The following is a 24,374-nucleotide window of genomic DNA, read 5'->3' as shown; positions in this document are numbered from 1 at the left end:
GGTGTTAAATTAGGCGTAGTTTTTACGTAAAATAAAAAATTGTTACATTAAGTGAACTTTTACCAGACACCTAAGTCTATTCATTGTGCGTTTACTTCGAGCAATCAGTAAAGTGGAACAAATGTTGAGGAAAATGCTTGAATGAGCGAAACAAAAACAGATCAGCAGTTAGTTGAATTAGTACAGCAAGGTAATAAGGCCGCTTTTGATCTCTTAGTTAGAAAGTATCAACACAAGGTATTAAATTTAGTTAGTCGTTTTGTGAAAAACCAAGGTGATGTGCCAGATGTTGCTCAAGAAGCATTTATTAAGGCATATCGCGCACTGCCAAACTTTCGTGGCGATAGCGCATTTTACACTTGGTTATATAGAATTGCGGTCAATACAGCTAAAAACTACCTAGTTGCACAAAAGCGCCGGCCGTCGAGTTCAGACATCGATATTGAAGATGGTGAATACTACGATGGCGGTGAAGAGCTTCGCGAAGGTGCATCGCCTGAGCGCTTGTTGTTAACCGATGAATTACAAGGGGTAGTAGTTGCTACTCTAGAGAAGTTACCAGAAGATTTACGCACGGCAATCACGCTGCGTGAATTAGATGGCTTAAGTTATGAAGATATCGCTAATGTAATGGAATGTCCTGTTGGGACAGTTCGTTCGCGTATTTTTAGGGCTCGTGAAGCGTTAGATAAGCAAATCGATCCGCTAATGCAACGATAGAAGGTATTAATAGTGTCAAAGAATAAAGAATTATTGTCGTCTTTCATGGATGGACAAGAACTTTCAGCAGCACAGTTAGAAGCATTGATTAACGATGTAGAAAGTGCAAAAGACTTCGAGCGTTTTCACACCATTGGTGATGCTATGCGCGATGAATTAGCACCAGCTTTTTCAACAGATTTTGCCAGTAAGGTTAGTGCTGCTATCGAGCTAGAACCAGCTATCTTAGCACCAAAAACTGCGGTTAATACCACAGACGAAAAAGTAGAAAAACCAAGTGGTAACGTGGTATCACTATTTGGTCGCTTTGGCTCATATGGCATCGCTGCCTCTGTTGCTGCGGTTATGGTGGTTAGTGCAATTCAGTTGCAGTCTAATCAAACAGCAGAGCAAGATATTCCAGTATTACAAACCATGCCAACGGGGGGGTATGCATCTCCAGTAAGTCAGCAGTTCTCGAGAACATCAACTGATGTTCAACAGCAAATGACTGAAGAAGAGCGCATGGCGGTTGAGCGTAAAATGAATGCCTATATTAAAGATCATTTATTGCAGCAGCGCTTAAAGGCGAGTTCGCCACAAAAAGACAAATAGGGGAAAGTATTGTTCACTTGTCGTCGCATTATCGGTGCCTTTTCATTACTCTTTTCGAGCGTCGCTTTAGCTGAAAAGACACCGACAGATTGGCTAGACTCGATGAGTTTGGCCCATCAAACACTCAATTTTACCATTCCTATGGTTCATTTAGAGCCAAATTCAGCCCAAACTTATTTATTTGAACACGGTGTTAGTAACGATCGTCAAGTGGTCTATATTGCTGCATTGAGTGGTCCGGTGCGTCACAGCTATCGGGTTGATAACGTTGTGACTTATATGGAACCTGAGAGTCGTCCATACAGTATTAATGCTGCGCAAATTATTGGGCCGTCGCCTGCGATATTTGTTGGTAAAGTACAGCACATTCTCGATAATTACACCCTGACAATGATTGAGAAAGGGCGCATTGCAGGCCGTGTAACTCAGCTTATTCGTCTTAAAGCGAAAGATAACAATCGCTTTAACTATATTTTGTGGTTAGACGTCGAGACTAAGTTGTTGTTGCGTTACGATTTGTTTGATCTTAACAACAACCTGATTGAGCAGGTTCAAGCGGTTGGTTTACACCTTAACGAGCGACCAAGCGATAACATTGAAAAGCTTGCTGCTCAGCCAAAGCACGAAACAGTTATGTTGCCGTCTACGGCGCAAGATAATTGGCGCTTTAGTTGGCTGCCAGCAGGATTTGAGGTTAAGGCCAGCGATGAGCATCGCGTAGTAAACACGGCGCAAAATGTCGATTACTTGATGTTAAGTGATGGATTGACGCAAGTCTCCGTTTACGTTGCCAACGCTCAAAAAGCGGAATTACCAGCGAGGCTGCAAACGAATAATGGCCTGTCGGTTGCGAACTTTAGACGCGGCTTAACGGATATTACCGTCATTGGCCGAATTCCCTATGAAACGGCATTAAAGATTGCCCAATCAATTGAGCCGAAAGGTTAGGCAATGATTGAGCAAAAAGCCTTAGTACGCGACGTTTTTCACAATGGTGTTGAGCTTGAGTATGAGCTCAACTCCAGCTGTTCTGGCTGTGCTAGTGAAGATAGTTGTGGAGTAGGGACTGTTGCTAAGGCTTTTAACGGTAAAACACAGCGTATCAAAGTAGCAACCAATCAGATCCTTAATGTTGGCCAGTGGGTGACTATTGCCACTAAAGAAGCAAACGTTTTAGTGGCTAGCGCGGTGACTTATTTACTGCCGTTGGTTGGGCTTTTGCTAGGTAGCATTGTCGGTCAAAAGTGGCTGGTTGATACGCTCGCTTTGGCTAATTACAGCGCAATACTATTCGGCATTAGCTGTGGCGTTTTAAGCCAACAACTCGGTAAATTTTGGCTACGTAAAAATTCACATCTCTCCCCATCAATAGTGATTGTTGCACCACACTATTCTTAGTTATCTCCTCATGTGATGATTTTCACTGTTAGCGCGAATACCTTTGGCTTGTCGCGCTTATTTACGATAGAATTGCCGACAATTCTTGTGTCTAAATTTATGATCCGTTTGCAAATGATAACCGATCGTAAATTAATTAAATTTTTAAGTTGGCTATTCTTTCAATGAAGCATATACGTAATTTCTCTATCATTGCCCATATCGACCACGGCAAATCAACTCTTTCTGATCGTCTTATTCAATTTTGTGGTGGTTTATCAGACCGTGAAATGGAAGCGCAAGTTCTTGATTCAATGGATATTGAACGTGAACGCGGCATCACCATTAAATCGCAAAGTGTTACCTTGGACTACAAAGCAAAAGATGGTGAAACTTACCAGCTAAACTTCATCGACACGCCGGGACACGTAGATTTTACCTATGAAGTATCTCGCTCATTAGCGGCTTGTGAAGGTGCGTTATTGGTTGTTGATGCGGCGCAAGGTGTAGAAGCACAAACACTTGCTAACTGTTACACCGCGATTGAAATGGACTTAGAAGTTGTTCCTGTACTAAACAAGATTGATTTGCCTTCAGCAGATCCTGATTCAGCCTCTGAAGAGATTGAAGATTTAGTGGGTATCGATGCTGTTGATGCCGTGCGCTGTAGTGCGAAAACGGGCCTGGGTATCGAAGACGTACTTGAAGAAATTGTGGCTAAGGTTCCTGCACCAGAGGATAACGTCAGCGATAACGATCCATTGCGCGCCCTGATTATTGATTCGTGGTTCGATAACTACCAAGGCGTAGTATCACTGGTTCGTATTATGGAAGGTCAGGTTAAAGCTGGCGACAAGATGAAAGTTATGTCGACCGGTGATGTTCACGTGATTGATAAAGTAGGGATCTTTACGCCGAAGCAAACCGATACTGGCGTGCTTAAGTGTGGTGAAGTAGGTTACATCATCGCGGGCATTAAAGAGATCCACGGGGCGCCGGTAGGTGATACGTTAACGCTAGCGAAGCACGGCGCTGAAGAGCCGTTACCTGGCTTCCAGCGCGTTAAACCTCAGGTTTACGCAGGTCTATTCCCAATTAGTTCTGATGATTATGAGAACTTCCGTGACGCGTTAAACAAGTTAAGTCTTAACGATGCATCTCTGCAATTTGAGCCTGAAACATCAAGCGCACTAGGTTTTGGCTTCCGTATTGGTTTCCTTGGCATGCTGCACATGGAAATTATTCAAGAGCGTCTAGAGCGTGAATATAACCTTGATCTTATTACCACTGCACCGACGGTAAACTACGAAGTAGAAACGACGGCTGGTGAAGTATTAAACGTCGATAACCCATCTGATTTACCACCGGTTCAAAACATTCACGAAATTCGCGAGCCTATCGTTGAAGCTAACATTCTTGTGCCGTCTGAGTACCTTGGTAACGTTATTACGCTTTGTATTGAGAAACGCGGCGTGCAAACTAACTTGGTGTATCACGGTAAACAAGTTGCGGTAACTTATGAGCTGCCAATGGCTGAAGTAGTGCTAGATTTCTTTGACCGCTTGAAATCGACATCTCGTGGTTATGCGTCACTTGACTACAACTTCAAGCGTTTCCAAGCATCGAACATGGTGCGTGTTGACATGTTAGTTAATGGCGAGCGCGTTGATGCATTAGCGATGATTACTCACCGCGACAACGCACAATATCGCGGCCGTGCTGTGGTTGAGAAGATGAAAGAGCTAATTCCACGTCAGATGTTTGATATTGCGGTACAGTCTGCTATCGGTAGCCAAATTATCGCTCGTACTAACATCAAAGCGTTGCGTAAGGACGTAACTGCTAAGTGTTACGGTGGTGACGTGAGTCGTAAGAAGAAACTTCTACAAAAACAAAAAGAAGGTAAAAAGCGCATGAAGTCTGTAGGTAACGTAGATTTACCACAAGAAGCGTTCTTAGCCGTACTAAAAGTTGGAGACTAATTAATGGCGGTATATTTCGAACTAATTTTAGTTCTCGCTACATTATTTACAGGGATTGTATGGGCAGTTGATTATTTTATGTTCTTGCCTAAACGCAAAGCAGTAGTGGCTGGTTTGCCTGACAATATTGAAGATGAAGCTAAAGAGGCGGTGTTACAAGAATCGCCGCTGGTGGAAAATTGTCGCGGCATTTTCCCTGTTATCGGCTTTGTGTTGGTATTGCGCTCGTTTTTGTACGAGCCATTTCAAATTCCATCGGGCTCTATGATGCCAACGCTGTTAGTGGGCGATTTTATTCTGGTAGAGAAGTACGCCTATGGCGTTAAGCTACCAGTGTTGCGCACTAAGGTATTGGAAACTGGTAAGCCTCAACGTGGTGATTCGGTGGTATTTAAATATCCGCCGAAACCAGATGTTGATTACATTAAACGCGTAATCGGTGTGCCTGGTGATGTAGTGCGTTATCGCAACAAGCAGCTTTCTATTAAAACTCCTTGTGTTGATGGGCAGGAAGTTGAAGGCTGTGGTCAGTTTAAGCGTGTTGAGTTAGATATCGTTTCTCAAGGTGATTTCATTCAAGAAGGCTATCCGTTAACGGAAGCTAACGAGAACTTGTTAGGTATAGAGCACCAAATTTTATATAACCCTGCATTTGTAGGCACGCCTGAGTACTTTGGCGCCACTGGTCCCCGTAAAGACGAGTGGGTTGTGCCACAAGGGCAATATTTCGTGATGGGTGACAATCGCGATAACAGTCTAGATAGCCGTTTCTGGGGTTTTGTTCCTGAGCAGAACATGGTGGGTAAAGCGGTATACGTGTGGACGAGTTTTGAGTTTGATCGTTCGCCACAAGACTTTCTTCCAACGTGGGTGCCGAGTGGTATTCGCACCGAACGTATAGGAAAAATTGGACAATAGTAAATGAGACAGATTCCGTACGAAAAATTAGAAAAACAAATCGGTTATCGCTTTAAAAATAGAGATTTCTTGCTTCAAGCATTAACCCACCGAAGCATGGGGGGTGAGCACAATGAGCGTTTAGAGTTTTTAGGTGATTCACTGCTAGGCATGTTTATCGCCGAAGCCTTGTATTTTAAGTTTCCCAAGGTGCCTGAGGGCGATTTAAGTCGCATGCGCGCAACCTTAGTGCGCGGTCAAACATTGGCTGAATTAGCCCGCGACTTTGGTATTGGTGATTTCTTGCGTTTAGGCCCCGGTGAGCTGAAAAGTGGCGGTTATCGTCGCGATTCGATTCTTGCTGATTCGGTTGAAGCCATTATTGCTGCGGTGTATCTCGATAGTGATATGAAGCAATGTGAGTCTTTGGTGCTGGGTTGGTATAAAACTCGTTTAGAAGGCATTAAGCCAGGCGTTAGTCAAAAAGATCCAAAAACACAGTTGCAGGAATGGTTACAAGGTCGCCGATTGCCACTGCCAACTTATGAAGTGATTGAAGTTACTGGGCAAGCGCATAATCAGCGTTTTACCATGTCGTGTAGCGTTGAAGGTGTTGCCGATAAAACCGTAGGCGTAGGCACGTCTCGTCGTAAAGCAGAGCAGGACGCGGCGCAAAAAGCATTAGAGGTTATTCATGCATCAGCAAAATAATGATGACGTAACATATTGTGGTTTCGTTGCCATTGTTGGCCGTCCCAATGTTGGTAAATCAACACTGATCAACCGCATTCTAGGACAAAAAGTTAGTATTACATCGCGCAAGCCACAAACCACGCGTCATCGCGTGATGGGCATTGATACCGATGGTGCTTATCAAACGATTTACGTCGATACGCCGGGATTACACAGCGAAGAAAAACGCGCTATTAACCGTTTGATGAATCGCGCTGCTGCGAGCTCAATCGGCAACGTTGAAATGGTGTTTTTCTTGGTTGAAGGTACGCAATGGACTGGCGACGATGAAATGATCTTGAATAAACTGCGCAAGAGCTGTCGCGATATTCCAGTAATTTGTGTAGTTAACAAAGAAGATAATGTGCAAATTCGCTCTGAAATGATGCCGCATCTTCAATGGCTAGCGAGTCAATATGACTTCGAGCAGATCATTCCTATATCGGCTAAACACGGTCAAGGTGTTGATAAGCTTGTTGATTTAGCACGTGAAGCTATTCCTGAGGGGATACATCACTTCCCAGAAGATTATATTACCGACCGTTCACAGCGTTTTATGGGCTCTGAAATCATCCGTGAAAAACTGATGAGATTTACAGGTGATGAAATACCTTATTCAGTCACGGTGGAAATTGAAGCCTTTACCATGCAACCAAATGGTGTGTTTAACGTTAGCGCGCTTATCCTAGTTGAGCGTGAAGGCCAAAAGCGCATGATCATCGGTAAAAAAGGCGAGAAGCTTAAGCAGATCGGCCGCGAAGCTCGTAAAGATATGGAAGAGATGTTTGATAATAAAGTCTTCCTTGAGCTATGGGTTAAGGTTAAATCTGGCTGGGCTGATGACGAGCGCGCCTTAAATAGCCTTGGTTATGGCGACGACTAACCCTTATTCTTCGGCGCGTAGTTCCAGTGATTCTGGACTGTGCGCCGCTTATCTCATTCATTCACGTCCCTTTAGTGAAACTAGCCTTATTGTCGAACTCTTTACCGAGTCACATGGTCGCATTGCTGCAGTAGCTAATGGCGCCAAACGCAAAAAAAATATCAATAAGAGTTTATTACAACCTTTTAGACCTTTGTTGGTTAGCTGGCGCGGAGAAGGGGATTTAAAAACACTGACTCGAATTGACTCTCCAACCTTGGCATTTCCACTGGCTAAGCAATATTTGTATAGCGGGATTTACCTCAATGAGTTAGTCATGCGGTTATTGGCTAAAGAAGCAGCTCAGCCAGTGATTTACTCTGCTTATCATGCCACGTTATTAGCACTTTCCAAAAATGATGATATTGAAATATCGCTGCGACAATTTGAATTGTCTTTACTCGGTGAACTCGGCCATGGCATTGCATTGTTAACCGATGTTGACGGCATGGCAATTGAAGCTCATTGGCGTTACGACTTATTAAGTGAGCAAGGATTTATCGCGCGAGTCGATGGGAAATTTCTCGGTCAATCGTTAATTAATATTGCAAACACAAATTATTGTGACACTATAACCCGCAATCATGCAAAGCAGCTGACGAGACAAGCACTTTCTCCATTGTTGGGGACTAAGCCATTGCACAGTAGGCGTTTGTTTTCACGCTCAAAATCGTTAAGGAATTAATCATGAATCCAATTTATCTTGGCGTTAATATCGATCATATCGCCACCTTACGTCAGGCTCGCGGAACCACGTATCCAGATCCAGTTCACGCTGCCAGTGTAGCTGAGTTAGCTGGTGCCGATGGCATCACTATCCACTTACGTGAAGATCGCCGTCATATTCAAGACCGAGACGTTTACACGCTAGCGCAAACTATCCAAACACGCATGAATCTTGAAATTGCTGTGACGCAAGAAATGCTATCAATCGCGTGTAATGTTAAGCCAGAATACGTTTGTTTAGTGCCAGAAAAGCGCGAAGAGTTAACCACTGAAGGTGGTTTAGATGTGGCAGGTCAACTCGATACTATGCTAGAAGCTGTGGCCCAGCTCAAAGGCGCTGGTATTAAAGTATCGCTATTTATCGACGCTGACAAAGCGCAAATTGATGCGGCAGTTACTGTAGGTGCGCCATACATTGAGCTGCACACAGGTTGTTACGCAGATGCTGAAAATAGCTTCGAGCAAGCAAAAGAGCTAAAACGCATTCAAGAGATGGCGGCTTACGCGCATAGTAAAGGTATTGTCGTGAACGCTGGACATGGCTTGCATTATCACAACGTTGGTCCAATTGCCGCGATCCCAGAGATTTACGAATTGAACATTGGTCATTCAATTATTGCTCGCGCGTCAATCGTTGGTCTTGAGCAAGCGGTGAAAGATATTCGCGCTAAGATGATTGAAGCTCGTCACGGCGTTTAATTCGCCCGATTATTCCCTAAAAAGCGCATATTGAGAATAGTATGATACGGAAAATAACAGCAGCATCTTTGTTGATATTTTCCGTTTTTTCTTTTTCATGCTTAGCAGACAGCAACTCTCAGTCAACGCTTGTTCCTTTTACTACTGATGGTTGTAGTTTATTTCCCAACGGACCTATCGGTCAGCCAGATTTATGGCTCCATTGCTGTAAAGCACACGATTTAGATTATTGGCAGGGGGGCACTAAGGCCCAACGCTTGTTATCTGATTTACGACTGCAATCTTGCGTTGCTGATACTGGCCATAAAAAAATCGCGATTATGATGTTTAATGGTGTACAGCTTGGTGGCAGCCCTTTTTTACCAACCCCTTTTCGCTGGGGGTACGGATGGCCATTCCCGTATGGTTATAAGAGGCTTTCTGCTGCTGAACAATTACAAGTTAAAGCACTTTATCCCCTAGTACGTGATAAGAAATAACCGTATAAAATTCAAACATAATTCTTTTATCGCATTGTAACTTAGGTTATTTTATCAATCCGACTCCTAGGAAAAGGATTGCCAATGGCTCTTCGATTATTGCTGTTACTTTGGGGAATATTGTTATCACATAGTGTTGTAGCTCAGCGAATTACTGTGCTGACTGAGGACTTGCCACCATACCAATATAAAGATGAATTGGGTGATGCTACTGGCTATGCTGTGGCATTGATGGATGCGGTACTTAAGCAGGCGAAAATAAATAGCAAGATCCGTATAGTGCCTTGGGCACGTGGCTACAACCAAGCATTAAATCAAAAGAATGTTGTTTTGTTTTCCATGGTAAGAACACCAGAGCGAGAGCCACTGTTTAAATGGATCGGTGAAGTCGACCAACTGCATTACTATTTATATAAGCTTAGTTCACGTAAAGATCTTTCCGTATCTTCAGTGGCAGAGGCAAGAAACTATCGCATTGGTGTCACCAAAGTTTCCTTTGAGCACGATACGCTACTCAATCTTGGTTTCTCTCGATTAACTACTGGTGTGAAATATGCTCAGCTGTTGGATATGCTTGCTGCTAATCGCTTTGACTTTTTGTTTGCATCACAAGGTCCGCTAGAAGAAGTTTTAAAAGAAACTAAGCACGATGAAAGCAGCGTTGAAACCGATTTTCATTTTAAGCAAATCGACCAAAAACTTTATATCGCGCTGAGTAAAAAGTCTGACGAAGCGCTGGCTAAGAAGTTGCGCAGCGCTTATCAAACCGTTGTTGCTAAAGGCATTAAACATCAATTGCAGTTACAGTGGCTAAAATCACCTATTCATCAGTAAGTTGATAAAGTTGGTTGCTGTAAGCTAAAGAACCAAAAAGAGCATGGGCTTTAGCTCGGTCAATAAGCCTTTGCGCTATGGGAATTTCAGTTAGCTTATTGCCAACGCGCACAAATCCACGCGGCTCAAGGTTAGGTTGCAAGACAGTGATTTCAGTTGGGCTCATATAGGCAAAATTTTTGTCGTATTGCATCAACGCTCGTTGTTTTTCAACGGGAATTTCTTGAGTGAGATCGTGACCAAGCATCGGCGTAACATCGCTAATTCCTATCAATGATAATAGCGTAGGGGCTAAATCAATTTGGCTTACTAAACGCGCGTCTTGTCGTGGCTTAATATCTTTACCTAATATCACACCTGGAATACGAAAGTGTTTAACGGGAACTAACTCTGCGCCAAATACACGAGAGTCATGATCTGCGACAACTAGGAAAATTGTGTTATCCCAGTAGCTCGCATGGCGTGCTTTTTCGAAAAACTTTCCTAAAGCAAAATCCGAGTATTTAGCGGCGTTGTTGCGGGTGCGTTTGGGGCTATCGTAGGGCTCTATTTTGCCATCTGGGTATTCGAATGGCGAATGGTTAGAGCTGGTAAAGACTAAACTGAAGAATGGTTTGTTTTGCGCGCTGAGTTTTTCTAGCTCGAGATGCGCTTGATCGTAAAGATCTTCGTCACTAGCCCCCCATGAACCTTCAAAGTCAATTTTTGCAAAATCATCGCTGTCGACAATCTCATTAAATCCGTTACCGAGAAAAAAGCTCTTCATATTGTCAAAGTGGGCTTCTCCACCGTAAACAAATTGGGTGTGATAGTTGTGCTTTTTGAGCAGACTGGCAATGGTAAAAAAGTCTCGTTGTGATTTATCTAGCTTAACCACAGCCCGTGATGGCGTCGGTGTAAAGCCTGTAATCACCGCTTCAATGCCTCGGACAGAACGGGTTCCTGTGGCGTAGAGTTCGGTAAAGTTCCAACCCTGCTGCATTAGCTCATCTAGGTTGGGCGTTAGTGGCAGACCGCCCAAACCTCCGACAAAACGCGCGCCCAAGCTTTCTTGTAATAGGATAACTAGGTTTTTAGGCTTACCTGTATAGCTTGCTTGTTTGAAACTCGCAGTGGGGATGTCATTGTCTGTGAAATCCTCAACGGCGTGCAGCATGTTTGCTCGAATATTCTGATAAATATTTTGCTGCGGCATTTCGCCATAGTAACTAGCTGCTGAGTTTTCTAGTTGCATTTGTTTTATGGCAAATGCCGCTGAATAGGTTGAGTTTAGCGCCAGTGTATTGAGGAGATGGTCGGTAGAAAATGACACCATCGCAGGATTAAGTGGGCGATGTCCCAGCGATGAGCGCGCGCCGAGTAATACTAACAATATCGCGCAGATTGCTAATGCTGGTCGTTTTAGCCCCCTGACAGCTGTCTTTTCGCACCATTGTGACTTTAGAAAACGAAAACCGACAATCGCAGTGATTAATAACGCTAGTGATGACAGGAGAATTTCTAGTTTATAACCACTAGACAGCATCGCCATCACTTCTTTGGGATAAATGAGATATTCGATAAGTAGTCGATTAGGGCGTAAGTCGTATTCATTAATAAAGGTTGGCGTTATGACTTCTAAATAGACCAAGAGAATGAGAAATGCGCTGTACCAGATGATGGAAAAGCATTTCACAAGCTTTGTAATGTGAGAAATAAACAATGTTAGGCAGGCTAATATTACAGGAATAGCGGAGATATAGCTGACGGTAGAAATATCGACACGTAAGCCGCCAATGATAATAGATAGCCAAGCGTCAATATCATTAACGCGATCTATTTGCCATATGGTCAGTGCCATGCGGCTCAGTGTCAGTAATAGTAGTGAGGATATTGCGAAAACAACACTTAACCAAAAAGGACCAAGCTGCTTTGCTAGCAATTGGCTGCGTAGTTTATTTGAAAACATGGTGATTATGGCCATAACACTGCGCCCCAGATGATAGTGCTAATGAGGCAGCTAATAAATACTGCGGCAGAGCCCAGATCTTTCGCTAGGCCAGACAGCGGGTGCATTTCTAGTCCTATGCGATCAACCACAGCCTCTATTGCGGTATTAATGGTTTCGACGAGTAAAATGACCAAGAGAGAACAAATTAAAATGGCTTGCTCAATAGGTGTTACATTGAGAAAGAAGGTAACGACAGTGAGCACTGCAGTTAGTAATATTTCCTGTTTAAACGCTGCTTCGTTCTTACACATCCAGCCTAGGCCTTTGAGTGTATTTTTAAATGCTAACCACAGACGCAGGGCACCTTTGGGCTTATTGGTGTTGTCAAAATTCATGATTGTTCCTAATGTGTGAGGGAGTTGTTGGCTATGTTTGGTGATGGTTCGCAGTGGGCGAAAATGTCTAATTCGTTTTGGTACGCACTACTTGAAATTGAAAGCCAGCCGAGCAGACTGTGAAACAAGTTGTCGTGACTAAATCTTTGCTCTTTTGCACGTTGTGCAATACAGGCGCTGCTATGACGTTGGTTACTACTCCACAGCAGCATTGGAATGTGACGTTGCTCAACGGGAGAAAAAGAGTAGGGGAGGCCATGTAAGTAAACGCCTGACTCACCAAGAGATTCACCATGATCTGAAATATAGAGCATCGATGCTTTGTATTGCGGTGCTAGGTAATCTAATTGGGCAACGACTTTTGAAATGACAAAATCCGTGTAAGCAATGGTGTTATCGTAAGTATTTATTAGCTGCTCTTGGCTGCAGTTTTGAATGTCACTACGCCGGCAGTCAGGCGTGAATTTCTGATGGCTATTGGGATAGCGTTTGTAATAAGTAGGGCCATGTGAGCCCATCATATGAAGCACTATTAAGGTTTTTTCCTGTTGCAGGTTGGCGAGTTTTTTGGCGAGCGGTGTTAGCAGTATTTCATCTTGGCAATAGTGGCCATCGCATAGCGGGCTTGGCTGGTTGAGATCGATGTTAATTGTTGGCACACGGTCGCACACATTTTTACAGCCATTGTTACTTATCCACTGCACGTCAAATCCGGCGAGTTGGGCAATATCTATAACGTTTTGCTGTTTGTCGGCTTGGCGACGTTCGAAGTTATCTCGCGTCATTGAGGAAAACATACAAGGAACGGATACGGCAGTTGCCGTGCCGCACGAATACATTTTCTCAAAAGAGGTCATGGCATAAGGGGCTGTGTATAGGTTGGTATCCCTGTCATAGCCATTACTAGCGAAGTTCTTGGCACGAGCTGTTTCACCTAGCACTATAACCATCACTTCTTTTTCTTTTGGGGTATTGAGCGTCGGTGAGCTATCGAGCGTTTTAAAAGGAATTTCATTGTCGAAATAGTTGTGTTTAACGTACTTCACTCCGCTGTATATATATTGAGTTGGGTTAATGATTTTCTTAAGATGGCTGTTATTACGGCCAACTGCTGCATAGTCTTGATAGAAAAAGAACACTAAAGTAAGCAGCACTGCAAAGGCGGCGGCAATTAGTCGCAGGCGAGAAATAACAGCTTGACCAATACTCAACGGCGTTAATTGAGTGGTCGCAATAAATAAGGCGGGTAATACACCAACGAGCACAAAGGTTATCAATGCCTGCAAGTTTACGTAAGACAGCGCCTCGCCTTGATCAGTCTCAACGGAATTTTGAATCATTCCATAATCGAAAACTGTGCCGTAGTTAAGGGATGCGTAAAAGACTAACGCCGATGTTAATGTAATAGCGATTAAGGTTGGTTTAAGTAATTTCGGCAACGCTAAGATTGAGAAGACAATCAGTAAAATACAGCCAATAACTAAGGGCACTGACAGTAGAAATGCAATATTGAATTGCTCAAGCGCTAGAATAGCCCCCATGAATCCTTGTAAAAATGGGTAGTTGAATACCAAGGTGAAATAGAGGGTAATAACAAGTAGCAATTGGCTACTGGTGAGTTTAGGTTGTAATCTTTGAAGCATTAACGTCTTATCCTGTGCATAAAAAATCTATCGAAGGAACTGTGACGATTTTTGACGGGAGCTTAGCAATGAGGTTGCATTTACTGAGTAAGGTCGTGTAACTCAAATTGTGGCTTTGTAAGCCTTTGTAAGGGGTGGTGTAAATGAGCGAACTATTCTTATAAAGTGCGGTCTTTTTTGTTATTTTGCGTAAATTCGGTGTGAGTCAAGAATGAAAAAAGCACATGTGTTATTGGTTGAAGATGATGCTGAAATATCACGTCTTACGACGATGTATCTTGAGGCTGAAGGATATACTGTTACCACCATTGATGATGGTGCCTTGGCCATCGATTCTATTGTGAGAATCAATCCTGATTTGGTGATACTAGATCTTATGCTGCCGAGAATGAATGGCATTGAAGTATGCAAGAAAGCCCGCGATTTTTATACCAACCCCATTTTAGTTTTAACAGCCTGCGATGACGACATTAGTGAAGTGAGTCTTTTGCGACAGGGAGCCGATGATTATTTGGTTAAGCCGCTCAAGCCTCATGTTTTAGTGGCTCGTATCGAGGCGTTAACAAGACGATCTATGCGACAACAACCCGCCGTTGATAAAGTTATTGAAATACACAGTCAGCAAGTATTTTGTCGTGGCATTAAGCTCGAACTGACAAATGCCGAATTTGAGATGCTAAAAATTCTTGTCGATAATGAAGGGGATATTGTTAGTCGTGAAGAGTGCTGTCAGGCACTACGTGGTATAGATTATGACTTTAGCAATCGCTCTATTGATATGCGTATTTCTGGTTTGCGGAAGAAGCTAGGAGACGATCAAATGCCTTATCAAATTATCACTACCGTGCGAAATAAAGGATATAAGTTAATCAATGATTAGATTACCCCTCTCGCTATTTTCTAGGCTCTATTTAGGCGTTGCGGTTGTTATGTTATGCAGTATTGTAGTGACACGACTCGTCGGAGAAATGGTATTTAAAAAAGAGGAGTTTACCCATTTTTCGATTACTGCCGACTACCTTAAAGATTTGGCTGTGCAGGATGTTTCGAAACATTCTGAGCAATATGACTATCAATTGCCGCCGCCCTTTTCATTTTATTATTCAGCTAAATTTATATCGCCTCAACAATGGAAAAAACTATGTCAATCATGTTTGTTCGTTGGGCGAAGTGACAGCGTTGAATATTATGAATTCGTTGAAGGTGAACGCATTGCGTATTTTTCTACAGTGACTTCCATGAGAGGTTTATTGATTTATGAAAAAACCGATGAAGAGCGAGTAGAGGGGGAAGAGTCTGAATTGCATATCGATGAGTTAGACTCACCGTTTTTCTTAATTCTGTGTTTGGTTTTAATATTTGTTAGTTTGTATTGGCCGTTAAAAAAAATGCATCGACAGATTTACGGCTTAAACAAAGCACAAAAACGATTTGGTCGCGGTGATATGAGTGCGCGTGCCGATGAAGACATCTTGCGGCCACTCAATGATATTGCTATTAGTTTTAATAACATGGCTGAGGCAATTGATAAAAGTGTTAAAGAAAAGGAAGTGTTTGCTCATGCAATTCCGCATGAAATTAGAACGCCATTGAGCAGAATTCAACTCGCAGCTGGATTATTGAGACAGCAGAGCAGTGATGACAAGGTGGCGGCCTTACTCGATGACGTGGATGCATACATTGTTGATATTAACGAATTGATTTCGCAAATAGTTAACTTCTCGAAATTGACCAATTCAAAATCAGCAGAGTATTACCAGAATTATGAAACGATTTTTTTATCGGATTTCATAAAATCGCGGATGGCACTCGTCACTGTACCCAGCGACAAGTCGATAGCGCTAAATATTTGTAGCGAGGCTCGGATAACGACAAATCCTGTTTATTTACGATTAGTCGTAGATAATCTCATTAAAAATGCGCTGATTTACGCCAATCGCCAAGTAAATATCATTGTCTATGTCGAGTCAGGTGAAGTTTATATGCTGGTAGAAGATGATGGCGTTGGCATAGACAGTACGAGTTATGAAACAGTATTCATTCCCTTTGCTAGATTAGATAGTAGTCGTAGCAGAAAGACAGGTGGGATTGGACTTGGCTTGTCGATTACCAAGGCGGCGGTATTGAATATGCGCGGAACAATCGATGTAGGCCACTCTGCTTTGGGTGGTGCAAGCTTTACCGTAACAATGCCGTTAGATGGTTAGGCGTCACTCAAGCTCCTGCAATGGGCATACTCGTCCAATTAAGTTTAATGCCGTGCAAGAGGTCACATGTGTGGTGCCGGTTTCATCATCGCGAATATAGACTTCATAGTGCCGTTTATTACACGCAACATACCAATAGGCCTTATTATCCTTAATTTTATCAAATACCATTTGGGTAACTTGTTTACAGATATTGCCTGTCGAAGTAATGGTACTGATGAAGGCATCCCGCTTTTGTTGCGCAGTCATTTGCAAAAATATCTGTTGGACTTTGTGCGAGGAGGGCGTATTTTCGCTTGACTGCTGTGCCGCTAGGGTAAGCGTAGAATAAAGCGCTAACAGGGCAATAGTTATAAATCGCAATTTTCCAGTCCTTTAAAAACAGATTATGTATTAATCTACCTCAGCTCCTCAGTTAATCACAAACCCTTTTTACAATCGTCTAAAAGATAGGTGATTGGTAGTAAATATAAACATTCAAACATCTGTTTTACGTATTTTTCGTGAAATGAAGGTCTTTTATGACATTTTTATTTATAATTAGTGAATTCGGCATGAAGAATTATCTTTTTGTCGAATAGTTAAGTACGAATAACAGTTGATAACGTGTAATCATAAAAGATTACGTATGTCTCTTTCACGATAGTGTACTTTTAGTTTATATAAACATGGAATAACGAGTGACTTTCAATGAATAAATTACTTCTCACCTCTCTATCCGTAGCGATATTAAGTCTTGCAACTCCTGCGCAGGCAAATACAAAACTTTGTAAAGAAGTAACCTCTCAAATCACTAAATTAGATAAGCATGCCGATGATTTTTACTCATTGGCGAACTATCAATTTGACGATTACAAATTATTGAAAAAATTAAAGCGCAATGCACGCTACTTTAATGATGAGTCTTTTGAGCAAGTGCTTGAACAAGCTGAAACAGCTATTAAGCATGAAGATAAAGATCTAATGATTAAGATGGCGCCAGTATCTAGATATCTCAATGATTGGAATTTAGAAAACTGTAGTTAGCGGCAACAGCTAATTAAAAAGTAATTTTCTTAAGCGGCGTAACTGGTAACAGGCGCCGTTTTTTATTGCTAGAAGGCAATAATTAGAGACGTTATATACGGACGATAAAATAAACTTAGATATTAAAAGAATTAAAGGGAGTGTTTTAAAATGGTGCCTCGACCCGGAATCGAACCAGGGACACGAGGATTTTCAATCCTCTGCTCTACCGACTGAGCTATCGAGGCATCTTAAAGGATGCACCTGTAATAGGAATACCTACCTCAGGATTTTCAATGCTTCGATTGCTCTACTGAGTGAGCTATCGAGGCACATAAAGTGCGATTCAGTAATTGAATCATTTAGAAATGTTAGTTTAATGGTGCCGACACCAAGAGTCGAACTCGGGACCTACTGATTACAAGTCAGTTGCTCTACCAACTGAGCTATGTCGGCACGCCTAAACTATCTGTTACTCTGTTGACCATCTTTAAAAATGGTGCCTCGACCCGGAATCGAACCAGGGACACGAGGATTTTCAATCCTCTGCTCTACCGACTGAGCTATCGAGGCATCTTGCACAATTTTAATCGAATTGATTAGAACTGTTTTTTGAAGCAGTCTGCCTAAGCAACGGCGGCTATTAAATAGATTTTGAGGGTTTAAGTCAACTACTATTTTCAAATAAAGTTAGAATTTAATGCCGCTTGCTGCTTTGTTGTGCGCTTTGTTTGAATTTTAGATGTTTTGGTTATTTTTTCTCAGGAGTATAGCCTTCAATCTCCACATCTTTACCTTCAAACAAAAAGTCTACCATAGTTTTCTCTAGTAAAGCGCGATCGTCAGGTGCCATTAAATTAAGCTTCTTTTCATTGATAAGCATGGTTTGCTTAGACATCCACATTCCCCAAGCTTCTTTTGAGATATTTTCGAAAACTTTTTTACCTAATTCGCCAGGCAGCGTTTGGAAATCTAAACCGTCGGCGTCTTTTTGTAAGTAGGTGCAAAAGATAGTACGAGCCATTGAGGCCTCCTATTGTATTTGTGTAAGCAGCGATTTAGTCACTGCGGCGAGGCCAACCTGTTGCGGAACGCTAAGGTTGTACCAAATTGATTGCTCGGCTTCACTCACTTGTGAGAGCGCATTGTTGGGTAATGATAAATGATATGGCGTAATATCTAAATGATAATGACTAAAGGTATGGCGCAGTTCCGGTAATTTTTTTAATACACCAGCCAGTCCTTGGTTATCTAGCCATATATTCATTGCGTCTTTGTCTTTAAATTCAGGGAAGCAGTAAAGGCCGCCCCAAATGCCACTACTCGGCCTCTTGGCCAAATATACTTCGCCATCTAACTCTAGCAGTAACATAATTGTTGTTTTTACTGGTGTGGTCTTCTTGGGTTTTGAATGAGGAAATTCTTTTACGCGATTGCTGTTATGCGCAATACAAGTTGTTGATACTGGGCACTGAGAGCATTGTGGCTTTGAGCGGCTGCAATGCGAAGCCCCTAAATCCATCATCGCTTGATTGTAAAATGTCGCGTCTTGTTGTGGCGTCAGAAAATCTGTGACCTGCCATAGATACTTTTCGACTTTACTAACGCCATACCATCCTTCAATAGCAAAGTGACGCGTTAAAACACGTTTTACATTGCCATCTAAAATAGAGTGGGGCTGACCAAGGGCCAGAGATAGAACCGCGCCAGCGGTAGAACGACCAATTCCCGGTAGTGCGTTTACTTCTTCTAGGGTTATAGGAAACTCTCCGTGATAGTCATCTCTGACTATTTGTGCGGTTTTGTGCAGGTTACGAGCACGGGCGTAATAGCCAAGCCCTGTCCAATGATGAAGTACTTCATCGATGGGGGCATTTGCTAGGTCGATCACCGTGGGGTAGCTTTCCATAAAGCGTTGGTAATAAGGAATGACTGTAGCTACTTGTGTTTGTTGTAGCATAACCTCAGACACCCACACGCGATAAGGCGTTTTGTCTATTTGCCAAGGTAGCGTTTTGCGTCCAAATTCGTGATACCAATCGACGATGCGAGTGGCAAAATTTTCGGTTAAGGGTAATTGCTCAGAGCTAAAAGGTTGCGACATAATTGCTGTTTTATTTTTGTAATTGGCGTCAGTGTACTGCGCTCAACTTATTTTGCTAGCGCTATTATGACAAAAGTAGCCGCTCTGCTTGCAAAACTAGGACAAAGTTACACAAATCAATTGACTCAATATACCCAGTGTATAAAATGCCGCCGCATAACGTCCCCTTTAATTTTTAGGACTAGAGACATGACTAAAGAAGATAGCAACGACATCATCGAACAAAAGAAAAAAGACGGTGTTTATATTCGTACCATCAAAAGCTTTGTAAAGCGCGAAGGACGCTTGACTAAAGGTCAAGAAGCCGCATTAGAGCAGCTGTGGCCAACTATGGGTCTAGAGCATAAAGATGGCATGCTAGATTTCAAAGAAGTTTTCGGTAATGACAACCCTGTGGTTGCTGAGATTGGTTTTGGTATGGGGAAATCTCTAGTTGAAATGGCCAAAGCTGCGCCAGAAAAAAACTTTATTGGCATTGAGGTTCACACACCGGGTGTTGGTGCTTGCTTGATGGAAGCGGGTGAGCAGGGCGTGACGAACTTACGCGTATATTGTCACGACGCCATTGAAATCCTAGCAGATTGTATTCCTAAGGCGAGCTTATCTTGCATGCAGTTATTCTTTGCCGATCCTTGGCATAAGGCCCGCCATCACAAGCGCCGTATAGTGCAACCAGAGTTTTGTGAAAATGTTCGTCAAAGCCTAAGCGTTGGCGGAATTTTCCATCTGGCTACTGACTGGGAAAACTATGCTGAGCATATGGTTGAAGTATTAGGTGTTGCGCCAGGTTATAAGAATATTGCAGAGAAAGGCGACTACATCGAGCGTCCTGAGCATCGTCCATTGACTAAGTTTGAAGCGCGTGGTCAGCGTTTGGGGCACGGTGTTTGGGATCTGATGTATCAGCGCATTAGCTAATCGATTCGAATTAAGCTAGATTAAACAACAGTTATTACGACTCTAAAAAAAGGGAAACACCATGAAAGACAACGCAAAGCGCAATCGTCGAATTCGCAAAAAGTTACGTGTAGACGAATTTAAAGAGCTAGGTTTTGAAGTAAGCTGGCACTTTCCGCAAGGCACAGACGATGCGAAAATCGATGCAATTATCGATGGCTTGATCAATGACGTTATTGAAGTTAATGGTTTGGGTTTTGCTGGTGGCGGTGATCTCGAGTGGGAAGGTATTGTTTGTACTCAGAAAATCGGTCAGTGTACCGAAGAGCATCGTGCGGCAGTAAAAGCTTACCTAGAAAGCCAGTCACTAGAAAATATTGAAGTGACAGAGCTATTTGATCTTTGGTGGGGATAATTCTTCACATTTAGATTTTAAAAATGGCCAATAGCACTAATCGTTAGTGTTATTGGCCATTTTTTTTTGGATATTGTGTTATGGTTTTTTGTTAAGTTGTTGAAATTAATCTTGTTTTAAGTTTGGTCTAGTGATTGCAATTAGTTGGCATATTAGAAATTAAAACTAAATAGCCAATTCAATAGATAAAGGAAAGATCATGAAAACTAAAATTGCTCTTACATTAACTGCTCTATTATCAACTTCAGCTTTCGCCCATGATTCTCATGGTCGCCACAATTCTTGCGACATCAATATTAACAATAGTATTAAAGTTACACCTGCTTACGTTCAAGTATTAGACGGTGATAAATCTTTGTTCCGCATTACCGACAATTCAGAGTTATATGCGCAGGGGAAGCGTATTCACTTAAACAGTGAACAACAAGCCATTGTCGATGAATACCGCGATTTAATGCAGGAACTTGCTCCAGAAGTTGCCCATCTTGTTAGTCAAGGTTTAGAAATGGCAAAGGATGCTGTTGAGCAAGTATTTACCGAGTTATTTGGTGATGAAACCGAATTGCAAAGTAAAGTTGAAACTATTGTCGCTAGATTTGAAGATCGCATCTCGCCACTCATGAACGAAGAAAAAGGTGAGTATTACTTACCTAAAGATGAAATGGCCAGTGGTGGTGAAGAATTAGGGAAAGAAATTGAAGCTGAGATCGAAACTCTAATGAAAGAATCTGCCGGTCATATGATGGTATTGATCGGTAAGATGATGCTAAAAGGCGAAGGTGGCATGGAAGATTTTGAGCGTAAAATGGAAGCCTTTGGTGAAACAATGGAAGCACGTGGTGAAGCACTAGAGAAAAGCGCCGAAGCTATGTGTGTTAAGATGGAAAAATTAGACGCGCTAGAAACGCAAATGCAAGAGAAAATTCCTGCGATAGCAGCGTTTGATTTACTTAAAGCTCAATCGATTTAATGCTTTAAAATTTCCCATAAAAAATGCCGCTTTTAAAGCGGCATTTTAGTATCTACGATTTGATTATTCGTCTATGACGAAGTGTGACTAACCCCACAAGCATGAAGAGGAAGTAATACAAACTACCGCCACTAATATCAGGGTTGGTGGGTTCTGGCTCTGTAGACTGCTTGACAGTAACAGTAAGCGACTTTTCTGACGCAGCACCGCGGCTATCTGTGGCTGTAACAGTGAATTCAATAGTCATGGCTTGGAGTGGTGCGACGAAGCTCGCTTCGCTCATTGTACTATTGATTAGCGTGACTGACGGACCAGAAGTTTGTCGCCATTGAAAGGTTATTTCATCATTTTCAGCATCTGTAGCACTACTAGTTAGACTAGCTGTTTGGCTAGTATTGACCTCAAAATTTTCACTAATAGTAAGCACTGGTGGAGTGTTACTATCATCGTCTTTAATCGTCACTACTAGCGCGGAGTTGCTTGCAAGCACTGTGTCGTTGTTTGCCGATAGGGTTAGCGTTAGTGACTCGTCTTGTTCTAATAATTCATCGTTAATTAATGTTAAGTCAATAGGTTTGGGCTGCATATCGCCATCTTGCCATTCAAGAGTGCCTGATGCGTTAACAATGTCTTCGTTGATAGTTGCGCTATCTGCTGATAATTCAAATGACACACTAACAGCTCCATCGCTGCCACCGATCCTATAAACTTGAATTTTTGTCGTACCACTTTGCTCATTTAAAGCCAGTTGTGAATGCTCGAATCCTATTGCTCCCGCAACTTTTTTTCCTTCAATAGTGACTGTGGTGTAGTGAGGACTAGACAGTGTTGCACCGTTTGTTGGATTAAATAAGCGAACAAAAAATTGCTCTTTTGTTTCATTTACACCATTGTCGGCAACTTGAATACTGATAGTTTTAGAATCAGTGTTATCAGCCTGCCAAGTGAGGATGCCTGATTGATCAACATAATCTTCGCCAGCTAGTGCACTACCAGGGAGAATTTCCCAGCCGACGGTAATCTCATCCTCGCTGCCATTTACGCGCTTAATATCGATATCTACAGTGTTATTTGCCGCAATCTGTGTTTCATCTGTGGCAAAAGAAAGAGTGCCTTGCGAAACCGTGCGAGTATTATCTCTTAATACGAAAAGGCCACCTTTAATATCGCTAACTAATATTAATCCCGATGGTAGGAAAGGGTAGGCTCCCCATGCGCCATCGAACCCACTAGAGTCATTTGCGACATAGGTATCGAAGAATCCTACCTCTTGGGGCGCTGTTGGATCGGTAATATCTAAAATGGTTAATCCGCGGCGATAATTGGACATGTAATAACGATTTCCTCTCACGAAACCGTTGTGATCTATTGCCCGAGTTTCACCTTTCCACACTGCTGCGAGACTAGGTTTAGTCAACGACGAGATGTCATATATCCGCAATGTTGTGTTTAGACCACCGCGGCTTTCATCAAATTCATCATGAACAAAAATGTACTTCTTGTCCTCACTCCACCATCCAGAATGGACATATTGAGCTGATGGTGAAACGTCGTTATAAGTCGTTTGACTTAATTTCCTTTCTTGTCCTGGCGTTGTTGCGTCCCAAATCATGATTTCGTTTTCATTAAAATCAACAAAGACTTCACAGGTCTTGTTTGAATCGACACAATCAGTCGCCTTTCGATCGTCATCAATTCGCAATGATGTTCCATCATGGGTATATCCATTTGAACCGTTAGCACCGACAGGCAGTGGCGAAAGTTGCTTCGGATCTGCCAGTGAGTAACTCAAGAAGGATCTTGAGCTTATCTTTGAGCCTTGCGCACCAACTAGCTGTAATGTTGGAGTTGCATCTTTGAGTGCGGTATTAGTAGTGTAATCTACGTTGCTGATATAAACGTTATGTGCCATGGCGACAGCTGTGTCTTTGGTCACTAAAGAGACGCTATTTGGCAATTGATTGAGATCTATGATGCTGACAAAGTCATTCGTGTCGTCAACAGTTGCATAGGCATAAGCTTGCCAAGTGCCAATATTTTTATCAAAATATTGATAGACCTTGATATCACGCCAGCTCGAGTTTTTTCCAGATATTGAGCCTACTTCTCTCGGTGCTTCAGGATTTGAGAGATCGAATACTGCAATACCATTGAGAATGCCCATAATGGCGTATTCTTTATTAGTGTTTAAATCAACATGTCCCCAAATATCATTGCCAGCACTAGGTTTAAAACTAAAATCTTCTAGCGCAACATGAGCGACTAAATCAATATTATTACAGCTAAATGCACCTGCTTTACCATTGACACAGGGAGTCGCGGATTGGCTTTGGCTAGCAGCAGTGTATTGTTGATTCGCGCTGGCTATTCTTTGCTGTGAGAATTTAGACTTGCCATCATTCATTAAAGTAAAGCCTTTCTGGCGTGCGATATCTGTCAAGTCACTGGGTACGCCATATAATCGAGTGATATTAGTAGCAGGGCTTTGGTTACTGTAATGGTCGAATCTATTATAGCCGCCATACACTGGCACTAAAGCGCCTTTTAACGCTAAAATTTCTTCAAGTGATTCAAGACTGTAGTCGCCAGCAGCCATTAATAGCTTATCGCCTTTAGCCGCTTTGGAAATGCCATAAAGCATCGTTTTACACGGGCGCAGTGGATTATCACATAACCCCTGATCCACACCATTAGGAGCGACATAGCGAGCCTTGTCTTTTTCAGCGTGTGCATCGCTATCAAAGGAAGCTAAAATCATTAGAAATACAGAAATACTACAGGTCATAAACTTAGTAAATGACGACATTTGTAAAATCCTTGTAAAATTGTGTTGCCAGTACCTTACT

At 42.4% G+C, this 24,374-nt stretch carries 25 protein-coding genes and 3 tRNA genes; 18 read left to right on the top strand and 10 right to left on the bottom strand.

Annotation, left to right across the window (positions count from 1 at the left end; genetic code table 11):
* Positions 1-141 precede the first annotated feature (141 nt).
* The 12 genes from rpoE (at position 142) to MHM98_RS06220 (ending at position 9,962) form a co-directional block, all read left to right on the top strand.
* Complete coding sequence (rpoE, locus tag MHM98_RS06275) at positions 142-720, top strand: RNA polymerase sigma factor RpoE (protein ID WP_239438411.1); 579 nt, start codon at positions 142-144, stop codon at positions 718-720.
* A 12-nt stretch (positions 721-732) separates the two neighbouring features.
* Positions 733-1,314, top strand: a complete 582-nt coding sequence (locus MHM98_RS06270; protein ID WP_239438410.1) for an RseA family anti-sigma factor — start codon at positions 733-735, stop codon at positions 1,312-1,314.
* Positions 1,315-1,323: 9 nt separating this feature from the next.
* On the top strand, positions 1,324-2,262 hold the full coding sequence (locus MHM98_RS06265) for a MucB/RseB C-terminal domain-containing protein (protein WP_239438409.1): 939 nt from the start codon (positions 1,324-1,326) through the stop codon (positions 2,260-2,262).
* A 3-nt stretch (positions 2,263-2,265) separates the two neighbouring features.
* A complete protein-coding gene (locus MHM98_RS06260; RefSeq protein ID WP_239438408.1) occupies positions 2,266-2,712 on the top strand; it encodes a SoxR reducing system RseC family protein in 447 nt (148 codons plus the stop codon).
* A 164-nt stretch (positions 2,713-2,876) separates the two neighbouring features.
* Positions 2,877-4,673, top strand: a complete 1,797-nt coding sequence (gene lepA, locus MHM98_RS06255) for a translation elongation factor 4 (RefSeq protein WP_239438407.1) — start codon at positions 2,877-2,879, stop codon at positions 4,671-4,673.
* Between the two features lie 3 nt (positions 4,674-4,676).
* Positions 4,677-5,591, top strand: a complete 915-nt coding sequence (lepB, locus tag MHM98_RS06250) for a signal peptidase I (RefSeq protein ID WP_239438406.1) — start codon at positions 4,677-4,679, stop codon at positions 5,589-5,591.
* Between the two features lie 3 nt (positions 5,592-5,594).
* Positions 5,595-6,281: a ribonuclease III gene (gene rnc / locus MHM98_RS06245; RefSeq protein WP_239438405.1), complete on the top strand. Its 687-nt coding sequence runs from the start codon at positions 5,595-5,597 to the stop codon at positions 6,279-6,281.
* Complete coding sequence (gene era / locus MHM98_RS06240) at positions 6,265-7,185, top strand: GTPase Era (RefSeq protein WP_239438404.1); 921 nt, start codon at positions 6,265-6,267, stop codon at positions 7,183-7,185. Before rnc ends, era begins: the two co-directional genes overlap by 17 nt.
* Positions 7,172-7,909: a DNA repair protein RecO gene (recO, locus tag MHM98_RS06235; RefSeq protein ID WP_239438403.1), complete on the top strand. Its 738-nt coding sequence runs from the start codon at positions 7,172-7,174 to the stop codon at positions 7,907-7,909. The genes era and recO overlap by 14 nt, the downstream gene beginning before the upstream one ends.
* A 2-nt stretch (positions 7,910-7,911) precedes the next feature.
* Positions 7,912-8,649: a pyridoxine 5'-phosphate synthase gene (gene pdxJ / locus MHM98_RS06230; protein WP_239438402.1), complete on the top strand. Its 738-nt coding sequence runs from the start codon at positions 7,912-7,914 to the stop codon at positions 8,647-8,649.
* A gap of 41 nt (positions 8,650-8,690) precedes the next feature.
* A complete protein-coding gene (locus MHM98_RS06225; protein ID WP_239438401.1) occupies positions 8,691-9,128 on the top strand; it encodes a hypothetical protein in 438 nt (145 codons plus the stop codon).
* Positions 9,129-9,212: 84 nt separating this feature from the next.
* Positions 9,213-9,962 carry a transporter substrate-binding domain-containing protein gene (locus MHM98_RS06220; protein WP_239438400.1) on the top strand — a complete coding sequence of 250 codons (750 nt, stop codon included), beginning with the start codon at positions 9,213-9,215 and terminating at the stop codon, positions 9,960-9,962.
* On the opposite strand, the gene MHM98_RS06215 is transcribed toward MHM98_RS06220, so the two are convergent.
* Genes MHM98_RS06215 through MHM98_RS06205 form a run of 3 tightly spaced genes read right to left on the bottom strand, consistent with a single transcriptional unit; the run spans position 9,949 to position 13,930 of the window.
* Positions 9,949-11,925 carry an LTA synthase family protein gene (locus MHM98_RS06215; RefSeq protein WP_239438399.1) on the bottom strand — a complete coding sequence of 659 codons (1,977 nt, stop codon included), beginning with the start codon at positions 11,923-11,925 and terminating at the stop codon, positions 9,949-9,951. The two genes, MHM98_RS06220 and MHM98_RS06215, sit on opposite strands and share 14 nt — an antisense overlap.
* Positions 11,916-12,287 carry a diacylglycerol kinase gene (locus MHM98_RS06210; RefSeq protein ID WP_239438398.1) on the bottom strand — a complete coding sequence of 124 codons (372 nt, stop codon included), beginning with the start codon at positions 12,285-12,287 and terminating at the stop codon, positions 11,916-11,918. Before MHM98_RS06210 ends, MHM98_RS06215 begins: the two co-directional genes overlap by 10 nt.
* An 8-nt stretch (positions 12,288-12,295) precedes the next feature.
* Entirely contained in the window at positions 12,296-13,930 is a 1,635-nt protein-coding gene (locus MHM98_RS06205; RefSeq protein ID WP_239438397.1) for a phosphoethanolamine--lipid A transferase, read from the bottom strand.
* A gap of 211 nt (positions 13,931-14,141) precedes the next feature.
* Between MHM98_RS06205 and MHM98_RS06200 the strand changes: the two genes are divergently transcribed.
* Both MHM98_RS06200 and MHM98_RS06195 read left to right on the top strand, forming a co-directional pair.
* On the top strand, positions 14,142-14,810 hold the full coding sequence (locus MHM98_RS06200; RefSeq protein ID WP_239438396.1) for a response regulator transcription factor: 669 nt from the start codon (positions 14,142-14,144) through the stop codon (positions 14,808-14,810).
* 88 nt (positions 14,811-14,898) lie between these two features.
* Entirely contained in the window at positions 14,899-16,137 is a 1,239-nt protein-coding gene (locus MHM98_RS06195) for an ATP-binding protein (protein ID WP_239438395.1), read from the top strand.
* Between the two features lie 3 nt (positions 16,138-16,140).
* Here MHM98_RS06195 and MHM98_RS06190 read toward each other — a convergent pair whose 3' ends face one another.
* Positions 16,141-16,500, bottom strand: coding sequence for a hypothetical protein (locus tag MHM98_RS06190; protein WP_239438394.1), 360 nt, complete (start codon positions 16,498-16,500; stop codon positions 16,141-16,143).
* A 327-nt stretch (positions 16,501-16,827) separates the two neighbouring features.
* Between MHM98_RS06190 and MHM98_RS06185 the strand changes: the two genes are divergently transcribed.
* Positions 16,828-17,163 carry a hypothetical protein gene (locus MHM98_RS06185; protein ID WP_239438393.1) on the top strand — a complete coding sequence of 112 codons (336 nt, stop codon included), beginning with the start codon at positions 16,828-16,830 and terminating at the stop codon, positions 17,161-17,163.
* 151 nt (positions 17,164-17,314) lie between these two features.
* On the opposite strand, the gene MHM98_RS06180 is transcribed toward MHM98_RS06185, so the two are convergent.
* From MHM98_RS06180 to mutY, 5 genes are all read right to left on the bottom strand, one after another.
* Positions 17,315-17,390, bottom strand: a tRNA-Phe gene (locus tag MHM98_RS06180).
* Positions 17,391-17,522: 132 nt separating this feature from the next.
* A tRNA-Thr gene (locus MHM98_RS06175) sits at positions 17,523-17,598 on the bottom strand.
* Between the two features lie 41 nt (positions 17,599-17,639).
* A tRNA-Phe gene (locus tag MHM98_RS06170) sits at positions 17,640-17,715 on the bottom strand.
* Between the two features lie 178 nt (positions 17,716-17,893).
* On the bottom strand, positions 17,894-18,166 hold the full coding sequence (locus MHM98_RS06165) for an oxidative damage protection protein (RefSeq protein ID WP_239438392.1): 273 nt from the start codon (positions 18,164-18,166) through the stop codon (positions 17,894-17,896).
* A 9-nt stretch (positions 18,167-18,175) separates the two neighbouring features.
* Entirely contained in the window at positions 18,176-19,246 is a 1,071-nt protein-coding gene (gene mutY, locus MHM98_RS06160) for an A/G-specific adenine glycosylase (RefSeq protein ID WP_239438391.1), read from the bottom strand.
* Between the two features lie 189 nt (positions 19,247-19,435).
* Between mutY and trmB the strand changes: the two genes are divergently transcribed.
* The 3 genes from trmB (at position 19,436) to MHM98_RS06145 (ending at position 21,528) form a co-directional block, all read left to right on the top strand.
* On the top strand, positions 19,436-20,164 hold the full coding sequence (trmB, locus tag MHM98_RS06155; protein WP_239438390.1) for a tRNA (guanosine(46)-N7)-methyltransferase TrmB: 729 nt from the start codon (positions 19,436-19,438) through the stop codon (positions 20,162-20,164).
* A 61-nt stretch (positions 20,165-20,225) separates the two neighbouring features.
* Entirely contained in the window at positions 20,226-20,558 is a 333-nt protein-coding gene (locus tag MHM98_RS06150; RefSeq protein WP_239438389.1) for a YggL family protein, read from the top strand.
* A gap of 199 nt (positions 20,559-20,757) precedes the next feature.
* Positions 20,758-21,528: a DUF2884 family protein gene (locus MHM98_RS06145; RefSeq protein WP_239438388.1), complete on the top strand. Its 771-nt coding sequence runs from the start codon at positions 20,758-20,760 to the stop codon at positions 21,526-21,528.
* A gap of 52 nt (positions 21,529-21,580) precedes the next feature.
* Here MHM98_RS06145 and MHM98_RS06140 read toward each other — a convergent pair whose 3' ends face one another.
* A complete protein-coding gene (locus tag MHM98_RS06140) occupies positions 21,581-24,334 on the bottom strand; it encodes a choice-of-anchor B family protein (protein ID WP_239438387.1) in 2,754 nt (917 codons plus the stop codon).
* Positions 24,335-24,374: the final 40 nt, after the last annotated feature.

Source organism: Psychrobium sp. MM17-31, assembly GCF_022347785.1.
Lineage (GTDB): Bacteria > Pseudomonadota > Gammaproteobacteria > Enterobacterales > Psychrobiaceae > Psychrobium.
This window is presented reverse-complemented; position numbering and strand designations above follow the sequence as displayed.

Excerpts from the sequence above, each read along its gene's own strand:
- rpoE (WP_239438411.1), top strand. The coding sequence starts at position 142 with ATGAGCGAAACAAAAACAGATCAGCAGTTAGTTGAATTAGTACAGCAA.
- MHM98_RS06260 (WP_239438408.1), top strand. The coding sequence starts at position 2,266 with ATGATTGAGCAAAAAGCCTTAGTACGCGACGTTTTTCACAATGGTGTT.
- lepA (WP_239438407.1), top strand. The coding sequence starts at position 2,877 with ATGAAGCATATACGTAATTTCTCTATCATTGCCCATATCGACCACGGC.
- lepB (WP_239438406.1), top strand. The coding sequence starts at position 4,677 with ATGGCGGTATATTTCGAACTAATTTTAGTTCTCGCTACATTATTTACA.
- rnc (WP_239438405.1), top strand. The coding sequence starts at position 5,595 with ATGAGACAGATTCCGTACGAAAAATTAGAAAAACAAATCGGTTATCGC.
- era (WP_239438404.1), top strand. The coding sequence starts at position 6,265 with ATGCATCAGCAAAATAATGATGACGTAACATATTGTGGTTTCGTTGCC.
- recO (WP_239438403.1), top strand. The coding sequence starts at position 7,172 with ATGGCGACGACTAACCCTTATTCTTCGGCGCGTAGTTCCAGTGATTCT.
- pdxJ (WP_239438402.1), top strand. The coding sequence starts at position 7,912 with ATGAATCCAATTTATCTTGGCGTTAATATCGATCATATCGCCACCTTA.
- MHM98_RS06225 (WP_239438401.1), top strand. The coding sequence starts at position 8,691 with ATGATACGGAAAATAACAGCAGCATCTTTGTTGATATTTTCCGTTTTT.
- MHM98_RS06220 (WP_239438400.1), top strand. The coding sequence starts at position 9,213 with ATGGCTCTTCGATTATTGCTGTTACTTTGGGGAATATTGTTATCACAT.
- MHM98_RS06215 (WP_239438399.1), bottom strand. The coding sequence starts at position 11,925 with ATGGCCATAATCACCATGTTTTCAAATAAACTACGCAGCCAATTGCTA.
- MHM98_RS06210 (WP_239438398.1), bottom strand. The coding sequence starts at position 12,287 with ATGAATTTTGACAACACCAATAAGCCCAAAGGTGCCCTGCGTCTGTGG.
- MHM98_RS06205 (WP_239438397.1), bottom strand. The coding sequence starts at position 13,930 with ATGCTTCAAAGATTACAACCTAAACTCACCAGTAGCCAATTGCTACTT.
- MHM98_RS06200 (WP_239438396.1), top strand. The coding sequence starts at position 14,142 with ATGAAAAAAGCACATGTGTTATTGGTTGAAGATGATGCTGAAATATCA.
- MHM98_RS06195 (WP_239438395.1), top strand. The coding sequence starts at position 14,899 with ATGGTATTTAAAAAAGAGGAGTTTACCCATTTTTCGATTACTGCCGAC.
- MHM98_RS06185 (WP_239438393.1), top strand. The coding sequence starts at position 16,828 with ATGAATAAATTACTTCTCACCTCTCTATCCGTAGCGATATTAAGTCTT.
- MHM98_RS06165 (WP_239438392.1), bottom strand. The coding sequence starts at position 18,166 with ATGGCTCGTACTATCTTTTGCACCTACTTACAAAAAGACGCCGACGGT.
- mutY (WP_239438391.1), bottom strand. The coding sequence starts at position 19,246 with ATGTCGCAACCTTTTAGCTCTGAGCAATTACCCTTAACCGAAAATTTT.
- trmB (WP_239438390.1), top strand. The coding sequence starts at position 19,436 with ATGACTAAAGAAGATAGCAACGACATCATCGAACAAAAGAAAAAAGAC.
- MHM98_RS06150 (WP_239438389.1), top strand. The coding sequence starts at position 20,226 with ATGAAAGACAACGCAAAGCGCAATCGTCGAATTCGCAAAAAGTTACGT.
- MHM98_RS06145 (WP_239438388.1), top strand. The coding sequence starts at position 20,758 with ATGAAAACTAAAATTGCTCTTACATTAACTGCTCTATTATCAACTTCA.
- MHM98_RS06140 (WP_239438387.1), bottom strand. The coding sequence starts at position 24,334 with ATGTCGTCATTTACTAAGTTTATGACCTGTAGTATTTCTGTATTTCTA.